20 protein-coding genes are annotated in these 21,002 nt (G+C 35.5%); 3 read left to right on the forward strand and 17 right to left on the reverse strand.

What is annotated here, in order from left to right; all coding sequences use genetic code 11:
- Positions 1-121 precede the first annotated feature (121 nt).
- A complete protein-coding gene (locus P2086_RS16055) occupies positions 122-361 on the forward strand; it encodes a hypothetical protein (RefSeq protein WP_317897771.1) in 240 nt (79 codons plus the stop codon).
- Positions 362-414: 53 nt separating this feature from the next.
- Here the strand turns inward: P2086_RS16055 and P2086_RS16060 are convergent, their stop codons facing one another.
- The 8 genes from P2086_RS16060 to P2086_RS16095 form a co-directional block, all read right to left on the reverse strand.
- Entirely contained in the window at positions 415-912 is a 498-nt protein-coding gene (locus tag P2086_RS16060; RefSeq protein WP_317897772.1) for a hypothetical protein, read from the reverse strand.
- Positions 913-1,857 carry a hypothetical protein gene (locus P2086_RS16065; protein ID WP_317897773.1) on the reverse strand — a complete coding sequence of 315 codons (945 nt, stop codon included), beginning with the start codon at positions 1,855-1,857 and terminating at the stop codon, positions 913-915. It lies immediately after the preceding gene.
- Between the two features lies 1 nt (position 1,858).
- Positions 1,859-2,392 (reverse strand): hypothetical protein, encoded by a 534-nt coding sequence (locus tag P2086_RS16070; RefSeq protein ID WP_317897774.1) that lies wholly within the window; start codon positions 2,390-2,392, stop codon positions 1,859-1,861.
- Positions 2,392-3,618: a hypothetical protein gene (locus tag P2086_RS16075; RefSeq protein ID WP_317897775.1), complete on the reverse strand. Its 1,227-nt coding sequence runs from the start codon at positions 3,616-3,618 to the stop codon at positions 2,392-2,394. Before P2086_RS16075 ends, P2086_RS16070 begins: the two co-directional genes overlap by 1 nt.
- Position 3,619: 1 nt before the next feature.
- Complete coding sequence (locus P2086_RS16080; RefSeq protein ID WP_317897776.1) at positions 3,620-5,536, reverse strand: type II secretion system protein GspD; 1,917 nt, start codon at positions 5,534-5,536, stop codon at positions 3,620-3,622.
- A 145-nt stretch (positions 5,537-5,681) separates the two neighbouring features.
- Complete coding sequence (locus P2086_RS16085) at positions 5,682-7,130, reverse strand: GspE/PulE family protein (protein ID WP_317897777.1); 1,449 nt, start codon at positions 7,128-7,130, stop codon at positions 5,682-5,684.
- 229 nt (positions 7,131-7,359) lie between these two features.
- Positions 7,360-10,503, reverse strand: coding sequence for a DUF7948 domain-containing protein (locus P2086_RS16090; protein WP_317897778.1), 3,144 nt, complete (start codon positions 10,501-10,503; stop codon positions 7,360-7,362).
- 221 nt (positions 10,504-10,724) lie between these two features.
- Entirely contained in the window at positions 10,725-10,961 is a 237-nt protein-coding gene (locus P2086_RS16095; protein WP_317897779.1) for a hypothetical protein, read from the reverse strand.
- A 481-nt stretch (positions 10,962-11,442) separates the two neighbouring features.
- On the opposite strand from P2086_RS16095, the gene P2086_RS16100 reads away from it, so the two are divergent.
- Positions 11,443-11,721 carry a hypothetical protein gene (locus P2086_RS16100; protein WP_317897780.1) on the forward strand — a complete coding sequence of 93 codons (279 nt, stop codon included), beginning with the start codon at positions 11,443-11,445 and terminating at the stop codon, positions 11,719-11,721.
- 111 nt (positions 11,722-11,832) lie between these two features.
- On the opposite strand, the gene P2086_RS16105 is transcribed toward P2086_RS16100, so the two are convergent.
- From P2086_RS16105 to P2086_RS16145, 9 genes are all read right to left on the reverse strand, one after another.
- Positions 11,833-12,258, reverse strand: a complete 426-nt coding sequence (locus P2086_RS16105) for a toxin-antitoxin system YwqK family antitoxin (RefSeq protein ID WP_317897781.1) — start codon at positions 12,256-12,258, stop codon at positions 11,833-11,835.
- Positions 12,258-13,223, reverse strand: a complete 966-nt coding sequence (locus tag P2086_RS16110) for an RHS repeat-associated core domain-containing protein (protein ID WP_317897782.1) — start codon at positions 13,221-13,223, stop codon at positions 12,258-12,260. Before P2086_RS16110 ends, P2086_RS16105 begins: the two co-directional genes overlap by 1 nt.
- Positions 13,224-13,320: 97 nt before the next feature.
- Positions 13,321-13,716 carry a HipA N-terminal domain-containing protein gene (locus P2086_RS16115; RefSeq protein ID WP_317897783.1) on the reverse strand — a complete coding sequence of 132 codons (396 nt, stop codon included), beginning with the start codon at positions 13,714-13,716 and terminating at the stop codon, positions 13,321-13,323.
- The gene (locus P2086_RS16120) at positions 13,706-14,722 is read right to left on the reverse strand and encodes a HipA domain-containing protein (protein WP_317897784.1); all 1,017 of its coding nucleotides are present in this window, start codon (positions 14,720-14,722) and stop codon (positions 13,706-13,708) included. Before P2086_RS16120 ends, P2086_RS16115 begins: the two co-directional genes overlap by 11 nt.
- Before the next feature lie 80 nt (positions 14,723-14,802).
- Positions 14,803-15,681 (reverse strand): tyrosine-type recombinase/integrase, encoded by an 879-nt coding sequence (locus P2086_RS16125; protein ID WP_317897785.1) that lies wholly within the window; start codon positions 15,679-15,681, stop codon positions 14,803-14,805.
- Positions 15,674-16,597, reverse strand: a complete 924-nt coding sequence (locus P2086_RS16130) for a tyrosine-type recombinase/integrase (RefSeq protein WP_317897786.1) — start codon at positions 16,595-16,597, stop codon at positions 15,674-15,676. The genes P2086_RS16125 and P2086_RS16130 overlap by 8 nt, the downstream gene beginning before the upstream one ends.
- Positions 16,598-16,641: 44 nt before the next feature.
- Positions 16,642-18,318, reverse strand: coding sequence for a hypothetical protein (locus P2086_RS16135; RefSeq protein WP_317897787.1), 1,677 nt, complete (start codon positions 18,316-18,318; stop codon positions 16,642-16,644).
- A 27-nt stretch (positions 18,319-18,345) separates the two neighbouring features.
- Positions 18,346-19,011, reverse strand: a complete 666-nt coding sequence (locus tag P2086_RS16140) for a hypothetical protein (RefSeq protein ID WP_317897788.1) — start codon at positions 19,009-19,011, stop codon at positions 18,346-18,348.
- A gap of 557 nt (positions 19,012-19,568) precedes the next feature.
- Complete coding sequence (locus P2086_RS16145; RefSeq protein WP_317897789.1) at positions 19,569-20,144, reverse strand: recombinase family protein; 576 nt, start codon at positions 20,142-20,144, stop codon at positions 19,569-19,571.
- A 229-nt stretch (positions 20,145-20,373) separates the two neighbouring features.
- Here P2086_RS16145 and P2086_RS16150 point away from each other — a divergent pair, with 229 nt between their 5' ends.
- A complete protein-coding gene (locus tag P2086_RS16150; protein WP_317897790.1) occupies positions 20,374-20,676 on the forward strand; it encodes a WYL domain-containing protein in 303 nt (100 codons plus the stop codon).
- Positions 20,677-21,002 lie beyond the last annotated feature (326 nt).

Raw genomic sequence — 21,002 nt, forward strand, 5'->3', positions numbered from 1 at the left:
TCTTGCGATAATTATTCCAATTTAATTTATAGACTGGATGAATTTCGCAGCCAGTTGAATTCTAAAGAAATAAAATTACAAAATTTAAGTAACTATTTAAACAACTATTCGTTATTTTAGCATGGACACAATGGATATGAAATTATTAAGCAAGGACATTTTACTCGAGTACGGTTTTTCTGAAAATGAACTTAAGACGAGTATTAAAATTGAAGTAATGACACGGGATAATTTCGATATTGTAATAAAAGATGGGCAGTTTTACTATTCTAATCTTGGAATTGATTATCCTTTGAAGGATTTAGCAGGCTTAAGAAAGTTTTATAAGGAGGCGAGAAATAAAGATTTGTATCCAGTATAAACTAGTAATTCTTGTTCTAATATTTGATCAAACTGATTTAGAAAAACAAATGACTACTTCCTCACAACAATTCTCTCCCTACCCCACTTTGCAACTAAACTATCCTGATTGAATGTTTTAAAAATAATGCCATCTATAGATTCATTTTGTTTTATTAGTTTGGATTGACCGTTTACTGAAACTAATGCTGTGGCCATACCGCTTGTGTTATTTTTTATTAAGCCTAGGTATTTCACATCTGGTAAAACTTTTGGTGCTGGTGCTATTGATGGTGTTTTGACCGGAGCTGGCTTTTTTGGTTGGTTTCCTGAATTTGAATAATTGTGCACGTATTCTCTTTTCGATTCTTTTAGAAAAGGATCTTTATAATCCATACTTAATTTATAGGCAATGCTATCTTTTAGACCTAGTACTTTTATTTCTTTTGATTGCACTATAGGTATTGAAACATCACTATCAGTAAAGGCTGTATAGAACCTGTACACAAAAAAACCCCAAACAAGAATGTTTACAGGAATTAAAATGTAAAGTGTTTTTTTATTTTTGAGCATCTACTGTTGAATTTTAAATTTTCGCGTTAAACTGTAAGAAGAAGGATTTCCATAAGTATCGAAGGAACGAACGCGCCACCAGTAGGTCGCTCCAACGGGACGTCCAAATTCGGAAATGGCTATTCGATTAAGGTCGATCCAAAGAGCGGTGACACTTAAAAACAAACTATCATCTGCCACATAAACTGTATCATATTTGGCATCTGATCCGTGATTCCACTTTAGAGTGTCTGAAACAGTAACAATTGTACCGTCGTTCGGTGCGCTTAAAACCGGAACGGAAGGACCTTTGAGATCAACTGTAAAGGTGTTAGAAGCTGGGTTAAACTGTGACTCACTAGCATCATTTATTGCCTTCACATTCCATGTAAAAGGAGTATTGCTGTTTTTTATTGCTGGAACAGTAAATGTTAATGATGTTTTAGCGGTAAAAGTAGTATCTAAAACCAAGCCTGAATTTATTTGCAATCTATATTTTTTGGCAACACTTATTGGACTCCAATTAAACGTAACTAACGTATTCCCGGTCACAGCGCCATTAGCAGGACTTAAAAGCCCAACCGATTGTTCCGAAAGATCAGAGGTTGTATCTATTTTAATACTAAACACCTGAAAGGTGGTAGAATGTCCTGCATTAGTGGCCTTAACACGCCACTGGTAACTTCCGGGTTTAAATGTATAATTAAACTTGTTAACTGTAATATTTGTGTCAAGCATTAATTGGATAGTATTTGTAAAATCAGGCTTAACAATTTGCAGATTGTATTTCTCCGCTCCATCTAGTTCGTCCCACCAAAATGTTATTTGGTTTAAAGTTGTAGCAGTGTTGTTTGCCGGCGCATTTATTACGAGCGATTTCTTACTAATATCCTCCACAATAAAATCCTTACTACATCCTAAAAATGTAATAAGAACAACACTATTGAAAAAAAGTAACTTCTTCATATTATTTGTTTTTCTGTTCGAATGATTGAGTAATGAGCGTTAAATAAAGGTTTTTACGCTTTGTTTGCATATCCTTAATAGAAAAAAATCGTGCCGACATAATTTTAGAAACATACTTATAATCATTTTCCATTTTATGTAATAAGGATAATAGGCTATAAAAATTACCTTTAATTGTAAAAGTGTTTGTTTGTACGTTTAATTTATCATTCTTAAAAGAAGAGTTTACAGGTATTTCAGTAACCAGACAGTTATTTTTTTCTGCAAAGTCTGAAATGTAAGCCGTTAACTTATCTCGAACCGCAGAAGAATCTCCTTTTGCATAAGCTCTCTCGAATTCTGCCATTTTTGCCTTCAACGCAGGAAGTTCTTTTTCCTTTTCTTTTAGCCACAGCAGTTTTGTTTCTTTTTCTTTAATCTCGCCTATTAAAGTAAACGTGTCTGAAAAGCTCAATTGATAACCAAAAACAAAAAAAAGGAGCAAGCCGCCAAAGAGTGCATAACATTTTTGTTTATAGTTAAGTTTCTCAAACATTAGTCTGTCGTTAATTTAATTTCAAAATTCGGAAGCATTCCTTGGTTGTTATAAATGAATTTTTCAAGGCTTATAGCTTTAATAAAATTTTGCATCTTCAATACGTTAATCCATTCATTTACAATAAAACTTTTAGAACAATTGCCTTTTAAAATAAGCACCTTGTTTTGAAACTTAACAAGACTATCGGCATTTTCATCATCGTCTTTTTTTGGATTAAAATATAAATCACTTAGAACTACCTCATCCGGTAGTGTTTTACCAATTTTGTCAGCATATTCGCTAAGCTTGTTTCTGTTTAAGACGCCTGCGTTTTCAATCAAACCTTTGTTTTTTTGATAATCGCTTAACAGCTGATTTATCTGTTCGTACTTTCCTTGGTAAACCGAAAGCTCCGTTTCTAGTTTATTGTTTTTATCGAAGTACGAAGTGTAAAACAAGACATTTACAACGGCTGAAACAAAAGCAATGATAACAGCGGAAATCACTAAAAAACGAAATTTATTTTTCTCAATGTGTTTTATCACAAGCTGCGAAAGTACTTCAGAATTATTCTCAGCAACTGGTCTTTGCATTAAATAACTTAGGCCACACGCAAATCCTAAAGTGTACTCTGAGCCAAAAGACAAATCGTCAATTTTAACCGTTTTAGGTATGGTAGATTCTTGCGTACTGATTGTATCTAAAACTCCATTGGTTAATTCAATAAGATGAATACTGGTTTCTATAGAGTTAAAATTCGACCAAAGTGGTTGAAGACCAATAACAGCAGGAGCTCCAATTAAAACTGTTGCAAGGTCGTATTTTTTGTTTTTTAAGTCGGTGATGATGTTGTTTACTTGTTCTTTTCTACATAAAGAAATAAAGGCGGAATTATCACTTTGTTTAAAAATCTGTGCGTAAAAATCATCGATTTGAATAGCTGGTAAATTTTGTTTGATAATTTCTTTAAAATCTTCCTCTAAGTTCTCCGCGAGTGTTATTTTTTTTATAATAATTCCTTTGCCATTTAAAATAATAACTACAGGGATCTTATTCTTAGTTATTGTCTCAGGTAAAACCAAAGAATCTTCGTAAGAATTAGTTTGAACGATTTCTAACTTATTGTTTTTACTGCGTAGTGTGGTGCAATGGTATTTAGTACCTTCATCATTATAGCATACCTCCAACGCGCAGACCTCAGCCTTCACAAAATATTTTTTCGGTATCCACTTATCCCAAAACATTTTAGTTATAGATTACTGTTGGTTTAATAAATATGGTGAGCTTTTCATCACGTTTCGCTTTTGAGCGTTGACCGAAGATCCACTTCAAAATTGGAACCCTAGCAATAAATGGCAGGCCTGACCCAGTCATATTACTCTCGTTTTCAGACAATCCGCCAAGCATTACCATTTCCCCATTTTTTACACGCACTAACGATTGAAAATCCCTATTAGTAGTTCCAGGAGGAGCAGTTGGCGCAACTCTACCAGTAAAATTGGACTGCTTTACATTAATCGTCATGGTTATTTGCTCATCACCTGACACTTGAGGATCTATCGAAATAGAAAGATCGGCATTAACAGGTTTCCAATTTTGTGCTTGCAATAAATTTTGCTGCGTGTTGTTCGTATTTACTAAACTATTATTTACTTCAAGGTAATAGGCTGTTTGGCCAATACTTAGTTTTGCCTCGTGCCCATTAAGTGTTGCTATTTGTGGAGTAGAACGAAGTTTCAGAACATTGTCTGATTCCATTGCTTTGAGATTTAAATAAAAGTTAGGAGTTACATTACCCAGATTTATCACCCCAAACCCATTAATTCCGCTTATTAAATTATTAATAGATTGGGAATTAAGTGATACATTATAATCAGGAAGCAGTGTACCAGTACTTGTTTTTGCCGGATTTGCTCCGAGTCCCATGGAAATTCCTGTAGCGAGCGTATTTCCTTTTTGCACGCTGGCAATTATGACCTCAATGTGTACCATGGGTACCACAACATCTATCTGACGGATAAATGTTTCTAATTCATTGATACGTGGTTGAGACCCACTTACGATGATACCGTTCAAATCTTCAAATACTTTTAATTCAACCCCTTTTTTTAGATCGGCTGGAATAAAATCGATCATTTTTTCAATGGTTCGATTTTTAAGGGTGATCAACTTACTTTGTCTGAGGCCTTCGAGATTACGATCACCAAACAAATAAGTAGCCCCTTCTTTTTTAAACGTGAGTTCGGTACCATTAAATAATAATCTCAGAAATTCTTCGTACGGTGCTTCATCTACTTTTAGAGTTGCGTTACCTTTTAGATCGCTAAACAAAAAATAATTTTTACCTAACTCTTTAGAAACACCATTTACGATTTCGTTGATTGGCATATTCTGAACATCCATGCTAATTAAACCATCTTCAATCTTAATTTTTGAGTTCTTTACCTCTTCATTCGGTTTATTATTTTGTGTTAAACTGCCAAATGGATTCGCATTATTTGGTTGATTAATAACAACCTGTTTCTTTTCAAATACATAAAAATCGTCTTCTGTTTTACTCACCTTCATGTCATTTGCAAATGCCAATTTTTCAAGAGCCGAATTAATTGGGGCTGCTTGCATAAAACCGCTAACCATTTTATTTGCTAAATCAGGAGAGAAGATGATGTTTTTACCACTTTGTTTAGTGATTTCCTTTGCCACGTTTCCAAGTGTATCATTCATTAAATCATAGCTCAACAAATCTGCGGTTTTTTCGTACTTAATATTGAGTTTTTTTGAAGTGACCTTTTTCTCAACAATGGGTTCAACAGGTGGATTGTATTTTACAAAGGTAATTATTGGGCCGACGAACATAATATCAAGATCATAACGTTTGCATAAAAAAATAAAAACTTCTTTTGCAGTTACTTTTTTAAAAGTATTGGAAAGCTTAATATCTATTGAGGGATCAACATTTACGTTAATATTGTTGGTAGCCCCTATGGTTCGTATGTATTCTTGTATAGTTGCGTTATTCATTGAAAGATCAACCTTTTCATCAACACCTGGATAATTCTTAGCAAGTTGATTCAATTTTTCATCCAAAATATCAAAACGATCTTGGGCATTGACTAGATAGGCAGTGAACAAAAATATTATTATAAGATATTTGATCTTCATGGGTGTTTATTTAGGTAAACTGAATATTACGACACAGAGTCACAAGAGGCACTGACGCACGGAGAGAATCAAATAGACTGTTCGTAAAGTTGATTTTCAAAAGTGTTAGGTTGCACAATAAAAGCTGCATGTCTTGATTACAATTTTATGATTCACTTATTAAAAAAGGGTATACTTCTTCCAGACTCGTTTCCCCCTCCTCAAAAAGTTTTAAAGCATTCTCAGAGAGTTTATCGATCTTATTTATTTTCAAGTACTCATCAATTTCTGTGACGTTTGTTTTAATGAGTTCGGCTAGTTCTCTTGTTACATTAATTACTTCGTAGATGGCTTTCCTGCCTTTGTACCCCGTAAAATAGCAAGACTGGCACCCCACACTCACAAAATGTTGCGTCATGTTTATTTGCTGATAGTTTTTGGGAAGTTCTATTGGATTAAAAGCTTCTTGTTTTTTACAATGCGGACACAAGACTCTGATTAGTCGCTGAGCGACTGATAAATTCATCACACTTGCTAAGAGGTAAGGAGCAATGCCCATATCAACCAAACGCGAAATGGTACCCCAGGCAGAATTTGTGTGTATTGTTGACAATACTAAATGTCCTGTGAGTGCTGCACGTATAGCCATTTGTGCTGTTTGTGCATCACGAATCTCACCTAACATGATAATATCAGGATCTTGTCGCAGAAATGTGCGAAGTGCCTCGGTATAACTTAAACCAATTTCTTCTTTTAACTGCACTTGATTAACACCATCGAGTGTATATTCTATTGGATCTTCAATGGTTAAAATATTATTGGTAGGTTTATTAATGACCTTTAGAGTTGCGTAAAGCGTTGTGGTTTTACCAGAACCTGTGGGACCACTAATTAATATTATTCCATTTGGTTTTTTTACAGCAAGCTCGTAACGCTGCAATTCCTCTTTGCTAAAACCTAATTTTTCAATTTGAATATGACTGGCGTCACTACCTAGTAAACGCAGTACTATTTTTTCACCATACAAGGTTGGTAAAATAGAGACACGCATATCCAAATTTGAATTATTGAATTTAAAACGGATACGCCCATCTTGTGGCATACGTTTCTCGGCAATATCGCAGGAAGCAGCAATTTTTATTTTATTGATTAAGGTTGGATACTCTGATTTATTCAATTTATGACGATCAATTAAAACACCGTCCACTCTAAAACGAATCCGACATTTTTCACTGTAGGTTTCAATATGAATATCTGAACTATGAAGATCTTTTGCTTCTTTTACAAGTGTTTCAAGAAAATTAGAATCGTTTACATTTAATCTGTACGTTTCATTGCTTGAAGAGTTAAGGTGTCCGTTGTTTTGAACTTTTGGATAATTGCTCATCAACGATTGTTCAAGTTTTTCGGAATCTATTCCTTCTAAAACTACTTTTCTTCCTAAAACAATTTCGAGTTCACTTTGTAAATCTTTACTTTTTTTGTTCTCTGAAACAGTAAAATGCAAAACGCCGTTCTCGATTTTAAGGGGTACAATTTTGTAATACCAAGCCTGATCGATCGTAACCTGATTCTTTAATTCTGTATTTATTTGAACAAATTCAACAGACTGCATATCCCTAAAAATAAGGAATAATATGCATGACAAGTTTTGGTAAAAAATAGCTAAAAGCCTTTATTAATAAGCTTTTTAGAGATTTTTGCAAAGAGAAATTCAATCGCATTTGCAATTGTCTAGTAATCAATTGCTAATAGAAAAGCTGTTGTTTCACACTCTAAGTAAACGCCTAGTTAAAACTATGTAAACACCTAGTGTTTATTTATGGGAGTACCTAGCAATAAAATTATTCCTTGATTACTTTTAGCTGGCCAATGGTTCGACCAGACTCTTTTAAGAAAACAAAGTAAACTCCATTAGCTTTGTTTGTTAGATTGACTGTTGTTTCGAAAGCTTGGAGTTTTTCAATTAAAATTAGTTCCCCTAAAGAATTATATAACTCAATTGTTTTATTTTCGATATAGAAATTTGATTGGACAATAAATATTCCTTTAGTTGGATTCGGAAAAATTTTATAATCGGAATTTGTTTCGGCGGCATTGTTAATTCCGGTACATGTCTCTACACTTTGTGTTATTGTTGCAAAACCACTGCAGCCATTTATATCCACGCCAACTACACTATAGTTTGATGTAACACTTGGATTTGCAACAATCTGCGTTCCGATTAAACCATTACTCCACGTATAGTAATTTGCTCCAATAGCATTTAAGGTGGAAGTTTGCCCCGCGCAAATTATCTCAGACGTGCTAAATATCATTATCATTGGTAAGGGGTTTACAATAATTGTATTACTAATTGAGTTAACACAACCATATGAATTTGTTCCACTAACTGTGTAAATGGTTGTAGTAGTTGGCGTTAAATTTGCAACATTACCATTAGTTCCATTGCTCCAGGTATAGGTGAGAGCGCCACCAGATAAGTGATTAATTGAAGAACCAAAACAAGTTAGTGTACTGCCACTAATAGTTAGAACAGGTAATGGGTTTACAGTAACTTGCACTGCTGTTCTACTTGCACTTGCTATGCAAGCGTAACTTTCTGCGTAAAATGTGTAGGTACCAAGAGACAAGGGAGGCGTTGTATAAGTCGCTCCATTTGAAATAACTGAATTACTGGTTGTAGATAAGAACCAATTTATTAAACCAGAACCGACTACCGATAAGGTAGTGTTTTGTCCACTACAGATTGACTGATTTATTGGAGGAGTAATGTTAGACGGTGTGGTTGGGAAAGGACATTCAGCAAATTTTACAAGATAGGCAGAGGTTTGGCCAACAAATGTACTTTGATGACTATTTGCCGTAGCTATACTAGTACCTGTGGAGGTGCTTGACTCACCACACATAAAAACATTTCCTAATTTATCAGTTGCGCAACCCTGTCCCTTTTCGTCACCAGCCCCGCCATAATAAGTACCCCACTGCCTAATACCACTGCTGTTAAATTTTACGAGAAAAGCGTCGTAAGTAGCACCTCCAAATGAAGTTTGGTGACTTGAAATGGTTGCGATTGATGCAGTTGAATCTATTGATGTCCAACCAGAAATGTAGATATTATCCAAAGTATCTATGGCGCATGAAAACACTTCTTCTGAACTGCTACCACCATAAAATGTTCCCCACTGGCGTGCGCCATTGCTGTTGAATTTTACCAAAAACCCATCATACATCCCGCCGCCAAAAACAGGTTGGTGACTTCCTGGTGTTGAAATAACGTTTTGTATCGACACACTATATTTATCTAAACCACCAACCATATAAACACACCCTAATTTATCGACGCAGCAAGAGTAGCCGGATTCGGGACCTTCAAGCGCTCCGTAGTATGTACCCCATTGTCGCACACCGTAGGTATTAAATTTCACAAGGTACGCGTCACCGTAACCACCATAAGTAATTTGATGACTTCCTGGAGTTGCAATTGCTGTTCCAAGATACGAACCTGTTGAACCTACTAAATAAATATCTCCTGTAGGGGAAACAGCAACATCAGACATATTTTCATCGTATCCTCCTCCGTAATAAGTACCCCATTGTCTAACTCCACTACTGTTGAATTTCACTACAAAACCGTCTCTGGTGGTACCACCTCCATGATAAAACTGATGGCATCCTGGAGTCGATATAAGTGTACCAGAACCCGCATACGTGTTTCCGCAACAAAAAACATTTCCTATATCATCAAGGGCACAAGACATTATTATGTCAAAACCTTGATCACCATAAAAAGTACTCCACTGACGTACACCGCTTGAATTAAATTTTACCAAAAAACCGTCAGAGGTGCCACCTCCGTATGTGTTTTGATGACTGGCGCTCGTCGCAATGACACCACCAAGTGAAGAACTTGTTCCTCCTGCCATATACACATTACCAAATTTGTCAATCGCACAAGATCGTCCATAATCAGAACCCGCACCTCCATAATATGTTGCCCATATTCTTGTACCATTATTATCAAACTTCACTAAATACGCATCATAACTCCCTCCAAAAAAACTAAATTGATGTGCGCCAACGGTTGCGATGAGAGATCCAGTACTTGTGGTACAATAACCTGTTAAATAAACATTTCCAATAGAATCTGTAGCACAAGAATTAGCGTAATTATATCCAGTATCTCCATAATAAGTTCCCCATATCCGCGCAATAGGATCAATAATTAAGGGTAATTTTGGATTATAGTCCTGAATATTAAAGCTCAAAACATTTTTATCTATTACCCATTTAGACTTTAGTAACTTTCCGTTTTGATAGGCAATTGGAGCACCCTCCTTAATGTCTCCGAGAGGCGTTTTAAATAAGACCCCTCCGTCTTTAAGTAAAATAATTTTTTCTGCGCCATTTACTTGTAATTTAATCTGGTGGTAGTCAGCATTTGGTGCAACTAAGAAATCATATTTTAGGTTTCCTTTTACTTCGTAATAATGAAGATCGATTTGAGAATAAATATTTTCGTAGGTTATGCCGGAATATGCTTTAACGTTTGTTACCCCGTTGGGTATATGCTCTAAATAATAATTAATTACATCCTCCTTAGTTCCTTCTTTTTGAATTGTACAATTTGATTGACTGTTTAACCAATTAATATCAAGCCTGTAAGTTGATAATCGCTCTGGTACCTCAATTCTGGATACGTTATTTAGAGAAACGCTGGGTACTTCTTGTTCAATCCAACTATCAACTTTATTTAATTGATAGCTCATCCCGTTTTCCTTTAAATAAAATGTCATACCTGATACATTGCCTGCAAACAAAATATCTTTGCGGGCATTCTTATATTGATCAGTTATTTGACCTTTATTTTCATAAAAACGTATGCTTTCTATGTTTTGTTCAAGACTATTTTTAAGTATTTGGGCACTTACTTTCGAAAATAGTGATACAATAAAATATCCTATAAAAAAGAATGATCTTTTAGGCATAATATAATTTTGTAGTTGAAAAAACATGCGAATTTGGATAGTGAATACTAAGGTAATAAATGCTTTTGAATTGAAAAAACATTTTCTCTCAGTTCCGTTTCGACTACCAATCCCGATAAACTGAATCAGTATTAATAAAAATCGCCAGGGTTTTATACCTAGCGAGTAGTTTGATTTCTAAAATTGTCGGGCAGTTAAATAATTCAAGCCCATTAATTCTGTCAGCTAAGTTCACACGGGATGCTTGTACTAGAGCTACCTGATGTGCCATACGTGTTTGTGGTAGTCGAAGATTTTTTGCATTGATCCTCGAAGGCTTTAATTTGAGCACTACTGTTACTTTTTTTGCTGGTTGACGATACGACGTTGCCATCAGAATCTTTACACGTGCATGTTCTTGTTTTTGCACACGAACTCAGTGCCATAACGGCAACTACTGCTAAAAGGGTTTGTTTCATGATTTTTGTTTTAGGTTTTTTGTTTGGATTAATAGTTAATGTATACTATCTTTTTATTGGGATAAATATAATAATTTAACGATTTACAAAGTGTATTATTTTACACAAAATAGCTTCGTTAATATATTGATTCAATTTGATTTTGGATTTATTCGCATCTCTGGATTTTCAATCATTACTGTTCGGAACCTATTACAGAGTTTTTTAAGAATGGTGTTGATGCCGATGTTAATTTACCCTTGCTTGAAAAAATAAGGTTACTGGACTCTCTTGATAAAGACGAACGCAAGGCTATTGAAACCGTGATTGATATCGCTATCAGCCGCAAGCACCTAAAAGATAATATTTCTTCGCTCATTGGTAAATAAAAAAAGCCAGCTGCAAACTGGTTTTAACTTCATATCATTGACACGGACTACTAGTCCGCGCTAACGGGTACCTATACTATAAAGGTACGATTGCAAATCCCTGCCATCAGGGCTTGTGCCGCAGGTTTACAAAACCTGCGGAGCGGGGGTTTACTGCTGCTGATATTCTTAACCTCGTTGCCTTATTTTTTAGTATCACAGGTGCATTCATGATGTTTTATTTTACACCCGATATTAATTCTATCCTCATCATGTATAAAAAGGTTGAAGAGTCTAAGATTAAAAAACGTGATGCTTTTAAAAACAAAATGATGAGGCGTGGTATGTTGCTGCTACTTATCGGGTTTATTCTACAAGCTGCTGCTATCTTTTTGAACGTGGCGGGTAAATAAAACCCGCCAAGCTCTAAGCCCATTACCTGCATTTATCGTAAAGCAGTGTATCGCCTTCTTTGTTTGATGCAAGTAACAGGTGTAGAACTATGCCCCATTCATAAACTAGAATTATTTCTGCAAATCTTCTTTACAATTCTTATAAGTTTTCTTTGTGAGGTTTCCTTGCTGGTCATAAAATTCCCAAGTACCGACCCGACAGGCGAGTTTAATTGTTGTCTTTACGACTTCATTGTTTTCCAAAGTATCTTTTACTATTTCCTCAGTAAACTTATCTTGGCTATACGCGCCCTTAACTTTAATTTGCCCATTTTCATAGTATTTTGTATAATCTCCTACGGGCCTATCATCTACATAATGTTCAATCGATTCTAGTTTTCCTGAACGATAGAAAAATTTCCATTCTCCAGTCATCTTACCATTTTCCTTTTTTCCTTTTGAAAATATTACTTTGCTGTTATCATAGTATGATGTTACCTTCTTTTGCTCTCTACAAGCGGTAAGAAAAAAACTAAATATTACTATATACTTCAACATTAAGGTAGGTTCTCAGTTGGTGGATTGTTTGTTGGTGTATTGTTTGTTGGCGTATTATTTGGCACTGGTATTGTTCCTTGATCCACAATCACAGGAACAACTTTCGGATCAGTTGTTGAGCCTCCACCATACACCCCTCCGGTGGGTATATTAATTTTATCCACTAAGTTAATTTTTCCGAAATTAACCACAGGAACCCCTAACTGTTTCTTGTATAACTCCTTCATATCACTGATGTACTTCTTTATATAATCGTCTCCTAATTTTGAAAAGTCTTGTATAAAGTTTCTTTCTACTTGAATGTCAAAAGTAGCATACTTAATTGTTTTTGTCGATGGCGCATTATTGTTATTATTATTCTGTTGATTATTCTGTTTAGCGGCCGGGGTCTCGGAGCCTGGATCAGCGATAGTTTCTTCATTTTTTGTTCCAATAACATCTTCTCCAAGAAGGTCTTTATTCCTTATATTACCTTCGGCAGTACCAGACAATTTGTTGAATAGTTTTTGTTCTGAACCTTTGGCAGGACCTTCAAACTGACTTGTTCTTTTTATTTCAGTGCTTCCGTCTTTTGTATATGTGATCCTTTTCTCAGGTGTTTTACCATCAAGAACTTGTTTAACATCCTCTCTAGTATAAACCACTTGCATAGATATTGATTTACCTGGAATTTTATGAATAGAAATATCCTCTAACCCATCCAAGTCAATATTAACAATGGGGCTATTTCCGGCAAACTGGTAAGGTGAATACCACGGGAAAGAATGGCGTAATGGATCCACACTAAAGAACCTACCGATTCTTGTATCATTTACTCTATATCCATAATTCTGAAATCCTTCACTCACTTCCTTGTCGTTTTCTTTTCCGTTAAAGCCGAACCTATATCGATCGCCTCCAGTCCATTTCCTTCCGGGCATTGTTTGACCAAAAGCGTAATAGCCTATAAAGCTATTTTTGTTCAAAGAACTGAGATAAAGATATAAAAAAAGTCCCTCGATATAAGGGACTTAATTTCTTACTAAGATATTTCTGATAGACATTTAAGCCTAAACCAAAACTTTACGAACTCGCTAATTCAAATGGATTAGTAATTGTCTTTTGACCAAAACGGCGCAATAAATCAATTTCGTTTTTTGAATCTATATGCTCTTCCTTAATGATCTCTTTAACCTGTGGCTGACCTAACCCTGGTATACGATGAGCAAAAAACGGCCATAAATACGATTCCTCGTATTTTTTATCCTTATGAGGAAAATCCGTCAATACGGATATTTTATTTTGCCTTTTAAATGCCTCAGAATACTCAAACGCCCACTTACCATGCCCCCTTGTTAAAGTGCCAACAACTAAGTCTTTGTATGTTAATACAAATTGAGCCTCCGCATTAATCGGAGTAGAAAGATCTTCTGACTGCTCTTCATTCCTGAAAAACTTTGCAATCATATTAACTAACATTTTGTACCTCCTTTTTATTTATAATTTCTATCAATCTATTAAATCTGTAAACTAAACACTTTTTAATTAAACTCATTCTCTTCTTGCTATAAAGTTTTTCAAAGTCAGAGTCTAATAACTGTTCGAGTATATGTAAATTTTCTTCGTTTATTAATTGTCGACATACTTCCTTATAACGTGAATCTAGTGAAAATATTTTGTTAATTAATTCAAAATGATTCAAGTCTTCTAAACCATCCCACCCAATTTTCGGCTTTGATCCCTCAGAATATTTCCTGATTCTCTCATCTAAATTAAGATTAGCTTCCCAACTTAACAATTGTCCCTCTGAGGTGTTCCAGAACAAACCACGTGCCGAGTCGAAAACGGGCGCAAAGATAGGCTTTTTTTTGCTTTCTATATGCTTTATTACCCCCCAATTGTAAAAATGCCTGTCATTATTTCCTGTCAAGGCATCGAACACTAACATTTTTACGAAATCCTCCAGAATAGGTTGCGCCTCATTCGGATAAGTATGGCAGATAGCCTGTTCAGCAAACTGAAATGTAAAAAAACGTCTTGCAAGTCCCTTTTTTTCAATGTCTTCAACCCAGTCCTTGTCTTCAATAAATCCTGAAAAAATTTGAGCTCCATGCTCAAGCGATTCATTTTCTTTTAAAAAATATCTACTTAAAAACCTTAATTGATTGCCAGCTAAGACAAGACTTGAAAAAGCCATACGCAAACCAAGCACTTCCCCAATTTGGTTAAAAAGATACTCATTTATGGATTCAAGTGGATACCATTTGTGACCTACTTTGGCAATATACTTTGGCCAAGTTTTTGAATTTGATTTTCTTGTACTCGAATTCTTCTCGTAATGATAAACTGCGATGAAATTTTTGGGCGCATCGCCACCAACTGACAAATCGAGTTCAATCCAGTTGTCCTTCTTTAAACATTCTATGCAGCGCCTCAGATTTAGGTTTACGCCACTATAATTTTCTATTTTTTCTTCTTTTAACACTAGTCAAATTTACCTTTTTTTTGAATTATTTAACGCTTAGATATCCTATTCTGTAATAAGCTTTCATTGTTTAACCACATTTAATTAAAAGAAAGTTCCAAGTTTTCCAGCGGGTGCAAAGTCCTGAGCTCCTCTTTCAACTCATCGTACTTTGTTGTTTGGTAACGAGTAGTACTTGTAATGTAACGGTGGCCAGCTTTAATCATAGCCTCAACAATTCCTTCTTGTTTATCCCAGTGTGAAATAACGCTACCTCGGATATGTTGTAAATCTTGCACCTGTGGAAATTGTTTTTTGAGTTTTTTAATAAGGATTGAAAGTGTATTGTCAAGCCTTTGGCCTGAGCCTTTCGATAAAAAGAAACGATCTGTTTCACCAACTTTAAAAGTCAGAAATTCCTTTCTGAATTTGTTATTGTAATCGTATAAATGCAGAAGTTGGATAGGTTCAAGTTTCAAAGTTCTTGAATTGGTTCTTCGTTGACCTTGAACAAAAACCTTTCCATTAAAATCAACATCGCTCAAGCGAAGCTCCATGAGTTCAGCCCTCAGCAAACCTTGAAACAAAACCATTCCCAACATACAGCGATCTCGGTATTCGGCTGGCGATTTAGGCTTCAGGCTCTCATAAATTTTTAACAGCTCCTCTTTTTCAATTGCCTTTTCTGGAAGTTTGTGTTCTTTTTTTGTTTTAAGCCAACGTTTCGCTGGATTGTGTTTTGTGCCAAGAAAATTGTAATAATGTTTTATTACTCCCTCTTTACAAATCAAGGTTCTTTCTTTGTTACCTTGATCTCTGCAATATTGAAGGTAGTCGGTAAAATTGCTTCGTTTTATTCTTGCTGGAGTAAGGTTATTTTCCTTGAGCCAAATTAAATAACTGTCAACCATTAAACCGTATTTACTAGCGGTCTTAAAATGAATACCATTGTTGATGAGGTAAGATTCAAATTTATTCATGTTCTAATATATTTGCTGAGTGAATGTAAATTTGTGTGGATTCTAAAGTGCGATGACCAAGCATGAGAGCTATTTTTTCTATCCCCATTCCAGCCATGTAAAGGTGTGTTCCAAGCGTATGCCTAAGTGTATGTAATCCAAAAACTTCCTTTTCTGCATTGTAGCGCCCTTTTACTCTGCGCCAAAGAACTTCGTTTCTTTCACTTATGGTTTCAGCGTGAACAGGTTTTCCACGTTCACCAATAAACAAACGTTCATGGCCTGAACCTTCAGCTAAATACAAATCCCTAGCTTGGTAAACATAGTCCTCAATTAATTGTTGGACCTTTGGCGAGAGCATGACATAACGCTCATGGCCATTCTTCGTCTTTCTGACTAACAACCTTGATTTACCAAAATCAATATCAGTAACAGTCAGCCTTATTCCTTCGCTTCTGCGAAGACCACAACCATAATAAAGCGCCAACATACAACGGTCTCGATATCCAATTGCTGAGGCATCAGTAACGGAATAAAGCCATTGAATTTCTCGATGAGTTAAGGCGAAGGTTTCTTGTTTGTTGTAGCCTTTTTGTTTTAATCGGATTGGATTTACTCTGTAACCTTCGCTTTCAAGATAAGCCCAAAACTTTCGGATCACATTTTTTTGTTTGTTCACAGTACCAGTTGAAAGCAGGCCACCACGGCGTATGTTTACCCTTTCTTGTTCTAGGTAAACTATATATTGATTTATTAGTTCCTGATTAAGATTCACCACTCTATTTATTCCCAGCATCTCCATGTAACTCAGATACTCGTGGATGTATGCAGAGTTCTCATTAAAATAAGTTGTCGATTTATTTTCCTTTCTGATTTCTTGCTCCATGCCACTCACCAAAAGTTTAAATTCTGGGCTTATGATTTTTGTTGTTTTCATTTAGATTTATTGTTATTTGTTTTTTTGCTGGGAATCTGGGAAACTTAATCCTGTTCCGCTCGTATCTCTTGTTCCGTCTTAGTTTTATTACTTTTTGTTTTGCTGGGAATCTTCTGGGAAACTTGTGGGAATCTTAATTCCTTTATCTTTTTAAGCTGTTCATCAAGTATGTCCATTCCATTTTGAATTGATACAATCTCATTCCAATGAGCCAGTTTATAATTTAACCCTGCTTTTTTATTGCCACCTGAACGTATGATGTAACCTATTTCAACCAAAGACTTAAACTCTCGGTAAAACACACTTCTACTAATTCCCAGCCCTTGGATCAAGTCAGGTACCTTAAAAGTTTTATCTGGCTCTTTTAACTGCATTTTAATTTTTTCAAAAAAGCTTCGCTGGTGCAATGACAAGAAATCGCTTTGCGTAATTAAAATGTTTTTAAAAAGACTGATGGCAATTTCAAGATGTTCTGGTGTGGCCTCAATGTATTCAAGCCCATTAATATCCTTTTTTGATTTTAACTGGTGTTGATGCAATAACGCCACCACTTTGATAAAAGTTAAGAGTTGGCTCATGCTTCTTAGAGGTTGAAAAACCATTTCAGGTATTTGTAACTCCATAGCATAAGGAATAACGACCTTTTTAGGCCTTGCCTGGCGTTGAATTTCCCTAAGCAATCGTTTAGCTTGTTCTTGCTCCTGAATGTCTGTGAGGCCAGCAGAATCCATTTTGAGATAACTCAGTAATTCTGCTCGGTTTTGTTCGTTTTCTGTGAGGTGAATAAAGAAACATTCTTGAAAGAATCGACTGTTTAATGTTTCGTCATCGCTGTATCCTAAAAGGCAAATTGGCCCTGGTACGATTTTATCACTGGCGTATAATTGCCTTGTGATGTAATCAGCCTCGGTAGTTTGGCGTTTAAGGAAATTGTTTTCAATGAATTCCTTTATGGTTCCAGCGCCCTTGAAGCTTTTTTCAATCGAACTCATACAAAGAATTTTGTTTTTCCAGTACTCTTTATCTCTGGTGTAATACATAGAACTGGCGCTCATACTTGTTTGCTCATGAAGCTGGTTTACTGGTATCGTTGAGGTCATAGTATCAAGTAACATTCTTGAAAGCTGAGTTGATCCCTGCAATAAAACATGGAGCGGTTTTTCAAAGTGCCGTGATAATAAAATCAAAAAAACACGTAAGGCGTTTTCCTGTTCGGTTACAATGCCAGCCTGTTTTAGAAGTCCCTCGATACATTCCACTAAATTGTCTGCTTTTAATATCTCTCTGGCTTGATCTATTTCCTTTTTTGAAAGTGGAGCTTCAGCTCTTTGATCGGCTTTGTGTTTAATCTCATCCAAGCGATGCTTTTCAAGTTTTTCTCTCAAAGAACAAAGTCCTTTTCTTATCTCGGCTTCATTTACTTTTAAACTAAATGCTGCACTCCTGCAAAAGGTATTTATTCGATCATTGTCATAAAGGTTTAACCTCAACACATAAGTGTATTCGTCATGTATATGTGGCAAGAGGCAAACTTTCACTGTCGCTGGTAAAGTTTCAAATTGCTTGGTAGAAATAAATCCAAGAATTTGATATAACAAATTACCAACTGAAAACTTTATTACGTTTTCAGTTGATATGTCAAGCCCACAAGAGTTCAATTGAACTTCTTTTAACTCAACTGAATCTTGTTGGATTTGGCTATTTGTTTTTTTAGTTAACACCTTTATAAATTGATTACTAATAAAAATTTAGAAAGGAAGTTCGTCTTCCTCATCTTTACCCTCTTCTCTATTTTCTTCGCTTTTCTTATCGGTTTCCTCTGAAGATTTATCAGAGCCATCCTCGGAATTCCGTGTGTGGCTTTCCTGCGCATTACTATTTTTTAGTAATATATCTTCTATGTCTTTTATCACATCGTTTATTTTTGTATTATCTTCTTTAGTATTTTCTTCTTTAATACTATCTTCATTAGTACTATTATTGTCATGTGATTCCACTTGTGGAGTTTCCACTTTTGCATCATCCACATTTGGAATTCCACTCGAAAGAGTTTCATCCGAAGGATTTCCAACTGCTGGAGTTTCCATCTCAGGAAATTCAATGGCTGGATTTTTTAATGCATTGGCGTTGCCATCTGGATAGGGGATGTTTTTCCAGCCTATCTGTTTTGTTCCTGGATCAACATATCTTATTTGTGAAGCATAACCTTTTTTTATAAGTGATTGAAAGGTTCTCCTTTGACTGGCTTGTTTATTTTCTGATCTCGAATATATTTCAGAGATGTAAATGTGCCAATCTTCGCTGTTTGATATAAGTATCGCCAGCAACGCTTTTTCCTCTAGGCGTAAATTGTTATTCCAGAGAATTGAATTAGGAACAATTGTGTATCCTAAATTTTTACTATTTTTAGACATGAATATAGTTTTTAATGAATTAATAATTTATTGAACTCACACTGAACCTCGCTCTTCGAAAGCGGGGTTTTGTGTTTTTAGGAATTTCGATGGATTGTTATGACTAGGATGTAATTTTCCCAGTAAGGCAATTCAGTGAAAAGCCAGCAAGCAAATGGTGTGTTTTGGAAAATGCTTACGCATGAGCCTGCGAAAGCTACTGGATTGAAGTGTTTCGGTAAGCTTATAATCAGATGTCTGTTGTCAATGACAAACCCTGATCCGAAACTCAGATTGCATTTATTTGACCTTAAACGCAACCTTTTACTTTTTTTCCAGTTAAACAGGTGAGGAAAGGTTTGCTCATCGTTCCTTACTTTGTTCGTTTCATTATACGTTGCTTTCTGAAAAAGGTTTCTTAAAAAACGATTTATTTTCCATTTATTTATTTTCATCTACTTTCTGTGTTCCTTTATAGGGAAGGCTTTCAAAAAAGAATATTTATTTTGCTTCAGATAGATTCATATGAAATTCACACCAGATAAGATGAAAATTTTCTCCATAAAAATTCATCCACTCTACACATAGTGCCCCACCGTTGTATTAGAGATTTTTAATTCACGTGAAATTCTTCTATTTGAAAAACCTAGGCGTTTGTAATATGCTACCTTATTAATAAGGTCTTCACTGAGTTTTGGTCGGCCTCCTGTTTTACCATTCAACTTTGCTTTTTCAAGTCCTGCTTTTACTCGTTCGCTGATGCGAATTTTTTCTTGTCTGGCCAAGGTGGCGAGTATGCTAATAATTACGTCTTTAAAAATTCCTGTGCTATCAATATACTGTTCCGAGTAACTTTTATATACCACACCATAACTCTCCAGTGTTTGAAGATGAGTAATTGTTTGGCGAACGCCTTCACGAGAAAAACGATCCAATGACCAAAACAACAACAAATCAAATCTGCGTTTACTTGCATCGGCAAACATTGCCTTGAAAGATTTACGGTTCTCTGAATCACCAGATTCATAATCGCTATAAACTTTTGTGATCTCAAAACCTTGCTTTGCGCAAAAGGCATTAAGTTGCAATAGTTGATTATCTGTGTCTTGGTGGTGATGCTTGGTTGAACATCTTACATAGATTGCTGTTTTCATGGTGAGCTTTTTTTTGTCAATTAAACACTTGTTATTTCCACACAGACTTTCCAAAAACAAAAGAGTCTAAAATCAGCCCTTCTGGAGCCCCCTATTTTAAGGGGTTTTGTTGACGGTGTGTACAAGGATACAAGGACCGTTTAATCCACACCAGCAAATCGCAATAAAAAGTTCCACACGGTCTCCTCACAATTTTGAGCCAAAACCAAGAGCTATTTATATCAAAAAGATGAGTAGTTCTGAAAACACAATGTTTTGCGTTGTTATGGCCTTGAGCCAGCGCCAGCTTTTAAAGATCAAATACGACAAAGATTCAGATTTCCGAGTGATTGAACCTTATATGTTAGGCGAAAACGCCAAAAAAGAAGCTATACTCCGAGCCTTTGACCTCAGCAAGAACGACTGGCGTTTGTTCTTGCTTTCAAAAATAACCGAGATATGGATTTTAGAAACTCAGTTTAAAGGTTTTCGATCAGGTTTTAATTCTGGATCGGACAAGGCCATTAAAAAGATATTCAGAAGTCTGAAGTAAACAGGTCATTTATTTCGGAGAAAAAATCGAGTCTCATTGTCGCCTTTTTAATAAGCGGCAAAAACCATTTGTGAGATTTAAGGGTCTGGGTGCGCTCACAATTTTTGCCCCAATTTTTTGTTTGAAATTCTCAACCAACGGTTTTTTTCCCTGGGAGATTTTTATATCCGTTTATGCCATCTGTCTGAAACCCTTACCAGTTGACCTTTAACCTTTGTTCTTGTTTGGCAAATAAATTCGGTTCTGATCCCTGAATGATTGTTGAGGTTTGGTGTATAGTGTTTTCAACCAACGTTTTTAAAGGAATTTGGCAGTTCAGAGCTTTT

Origin of the sequence: Aurantibacillus circumpalustris (assembly GCF_029625215.1) — a bacterium.
Classification (GTDB): domain Bacteria; phylum Bacteroidota; class Bacteroidia; order B-17B0; family Aurantibacillaceae; genus Aurantibacillus; species Aurantibacillus circumpalustris.

What these genes read in the sequence shown, in the direction of transcription:
- P2086_RS16105 (WP_317897781.1), bottom strand. Translation starts at nt 12,258, where the DNA reads ATGTTGAAGTATATAGTAATATTTAGTTTTTTTCTTACCGCTTGTAGA.
- P2086_RS16140 (WP_317897788.1), bottom strand. Translation starts at nt 19,011, where the DNA reads ATGTCTAAAAATAGTAAAAATTTAGGATACACAATTGTTCCTAATTCA.
- P2086_RS16055 (WP_317897771.1), top strand. Translation starts at nt 122, where the DNA reads ATGGACACAATGGATATGAAATTATTAAGCAAGGACATTTTACTCGAG.
- P2086_RS16095 (WP_317897779.1), bottom strand. Translation starts at nt 10,961, where the DNA reads ATGAAACAAACCCTTTTAGCAGTAGTTGCCGTTATGGCACTGAGTTCG.
- P2086_RS16150 (WP_317897790.1), top strand. Translation starts at nt 20,374, where the DNA reads ATGAGTAGTTCTGAAAACACAATGTTTTGCGTTGTTATGGCCTTGAGC.
- P2086_RS16145 (WP_317897789.1), bottom strand. Translation starts at nt 20,144, where the DNA reads ATGAAAACAGCAATCTATGTAAGATGTTCAACCAAGCATCACCACCAA.
- P2086_RS16060 (WP_317897772.1), bottom strand. Translation starts at nt 912, where the DNA reads ATGCTCAAAAATAAAAAAACACTTTACATTTTAATTCCTGTAAACATT.
- P2086_RS16070 (WP_317897774.1), bottom strand. Translation starts at nt 2,392, where the DNA reads ATGTTTGAGAAACTTAACTATAAACAAAAATGTTATGCACTCTTTGGC.
- P2086_RS16075 (WP_317897775.1), bottom strand. Translation starts at nt 3,618, where the DNA reads ATGTTTTGGGATAAGTGGATACCGAAAAAATATTTTGTGAAGGCTGAG.
- P2086_RS16125 (WP_317897785.1), bottom strand. Translation starts at nt 15,681, where the DNA reads ATGAATAAATTTGAATCTTACCTCATCAACAATGGTATTCATTTTAAG.
- P2086_RS16090 (WP_317897778.1), bottom strand. Translation starts at nt 10,503, where the DNA reads ATGCCTAAAAGATCATTCTTTTTTATAGGATATTTTATTGTATCACTA.
- P2086_RS16130 (WP_317897786.1), bottom strand. Translation starts at nt 16,597, where the DNA reads ATGAAAACAACAAAAATCATAAGCCCAGAATTTAAACTTTTGGTGAGT.
- P2086_RS16080 (WP_317897776.1), bottom strand. Translation starts at nt 5,536, where the DNA reads ATGAAGATCAAATATCTTATAATAATATTTTTGTTCACTGCCTATCTA.
- P2086_RS16065 (WP_317897773.1), bottom strand. Translation starts at nt 1,857, where the DNA reads ATGAAGAAGTTACTTTTTTTCAATAGTGTTGTTCTTATTACATTTTTA.
- P2086_RS16085 (WP_317897777.1), bottom strand. Translation starts at nt 7,130, where the DNA reads ATGCAGTCTGTTGAATTTGTTCAAATAAATACAGAATTAAAGAATCAG.
- P2086_RS16115 (WP_317897783.1), bottom strand. Translation starts at nt 13,716, where the DNA reads ATGTTAGTTAATATGATTGCAAAGTTTTTCAGGAATGAAGAGCAGTCA.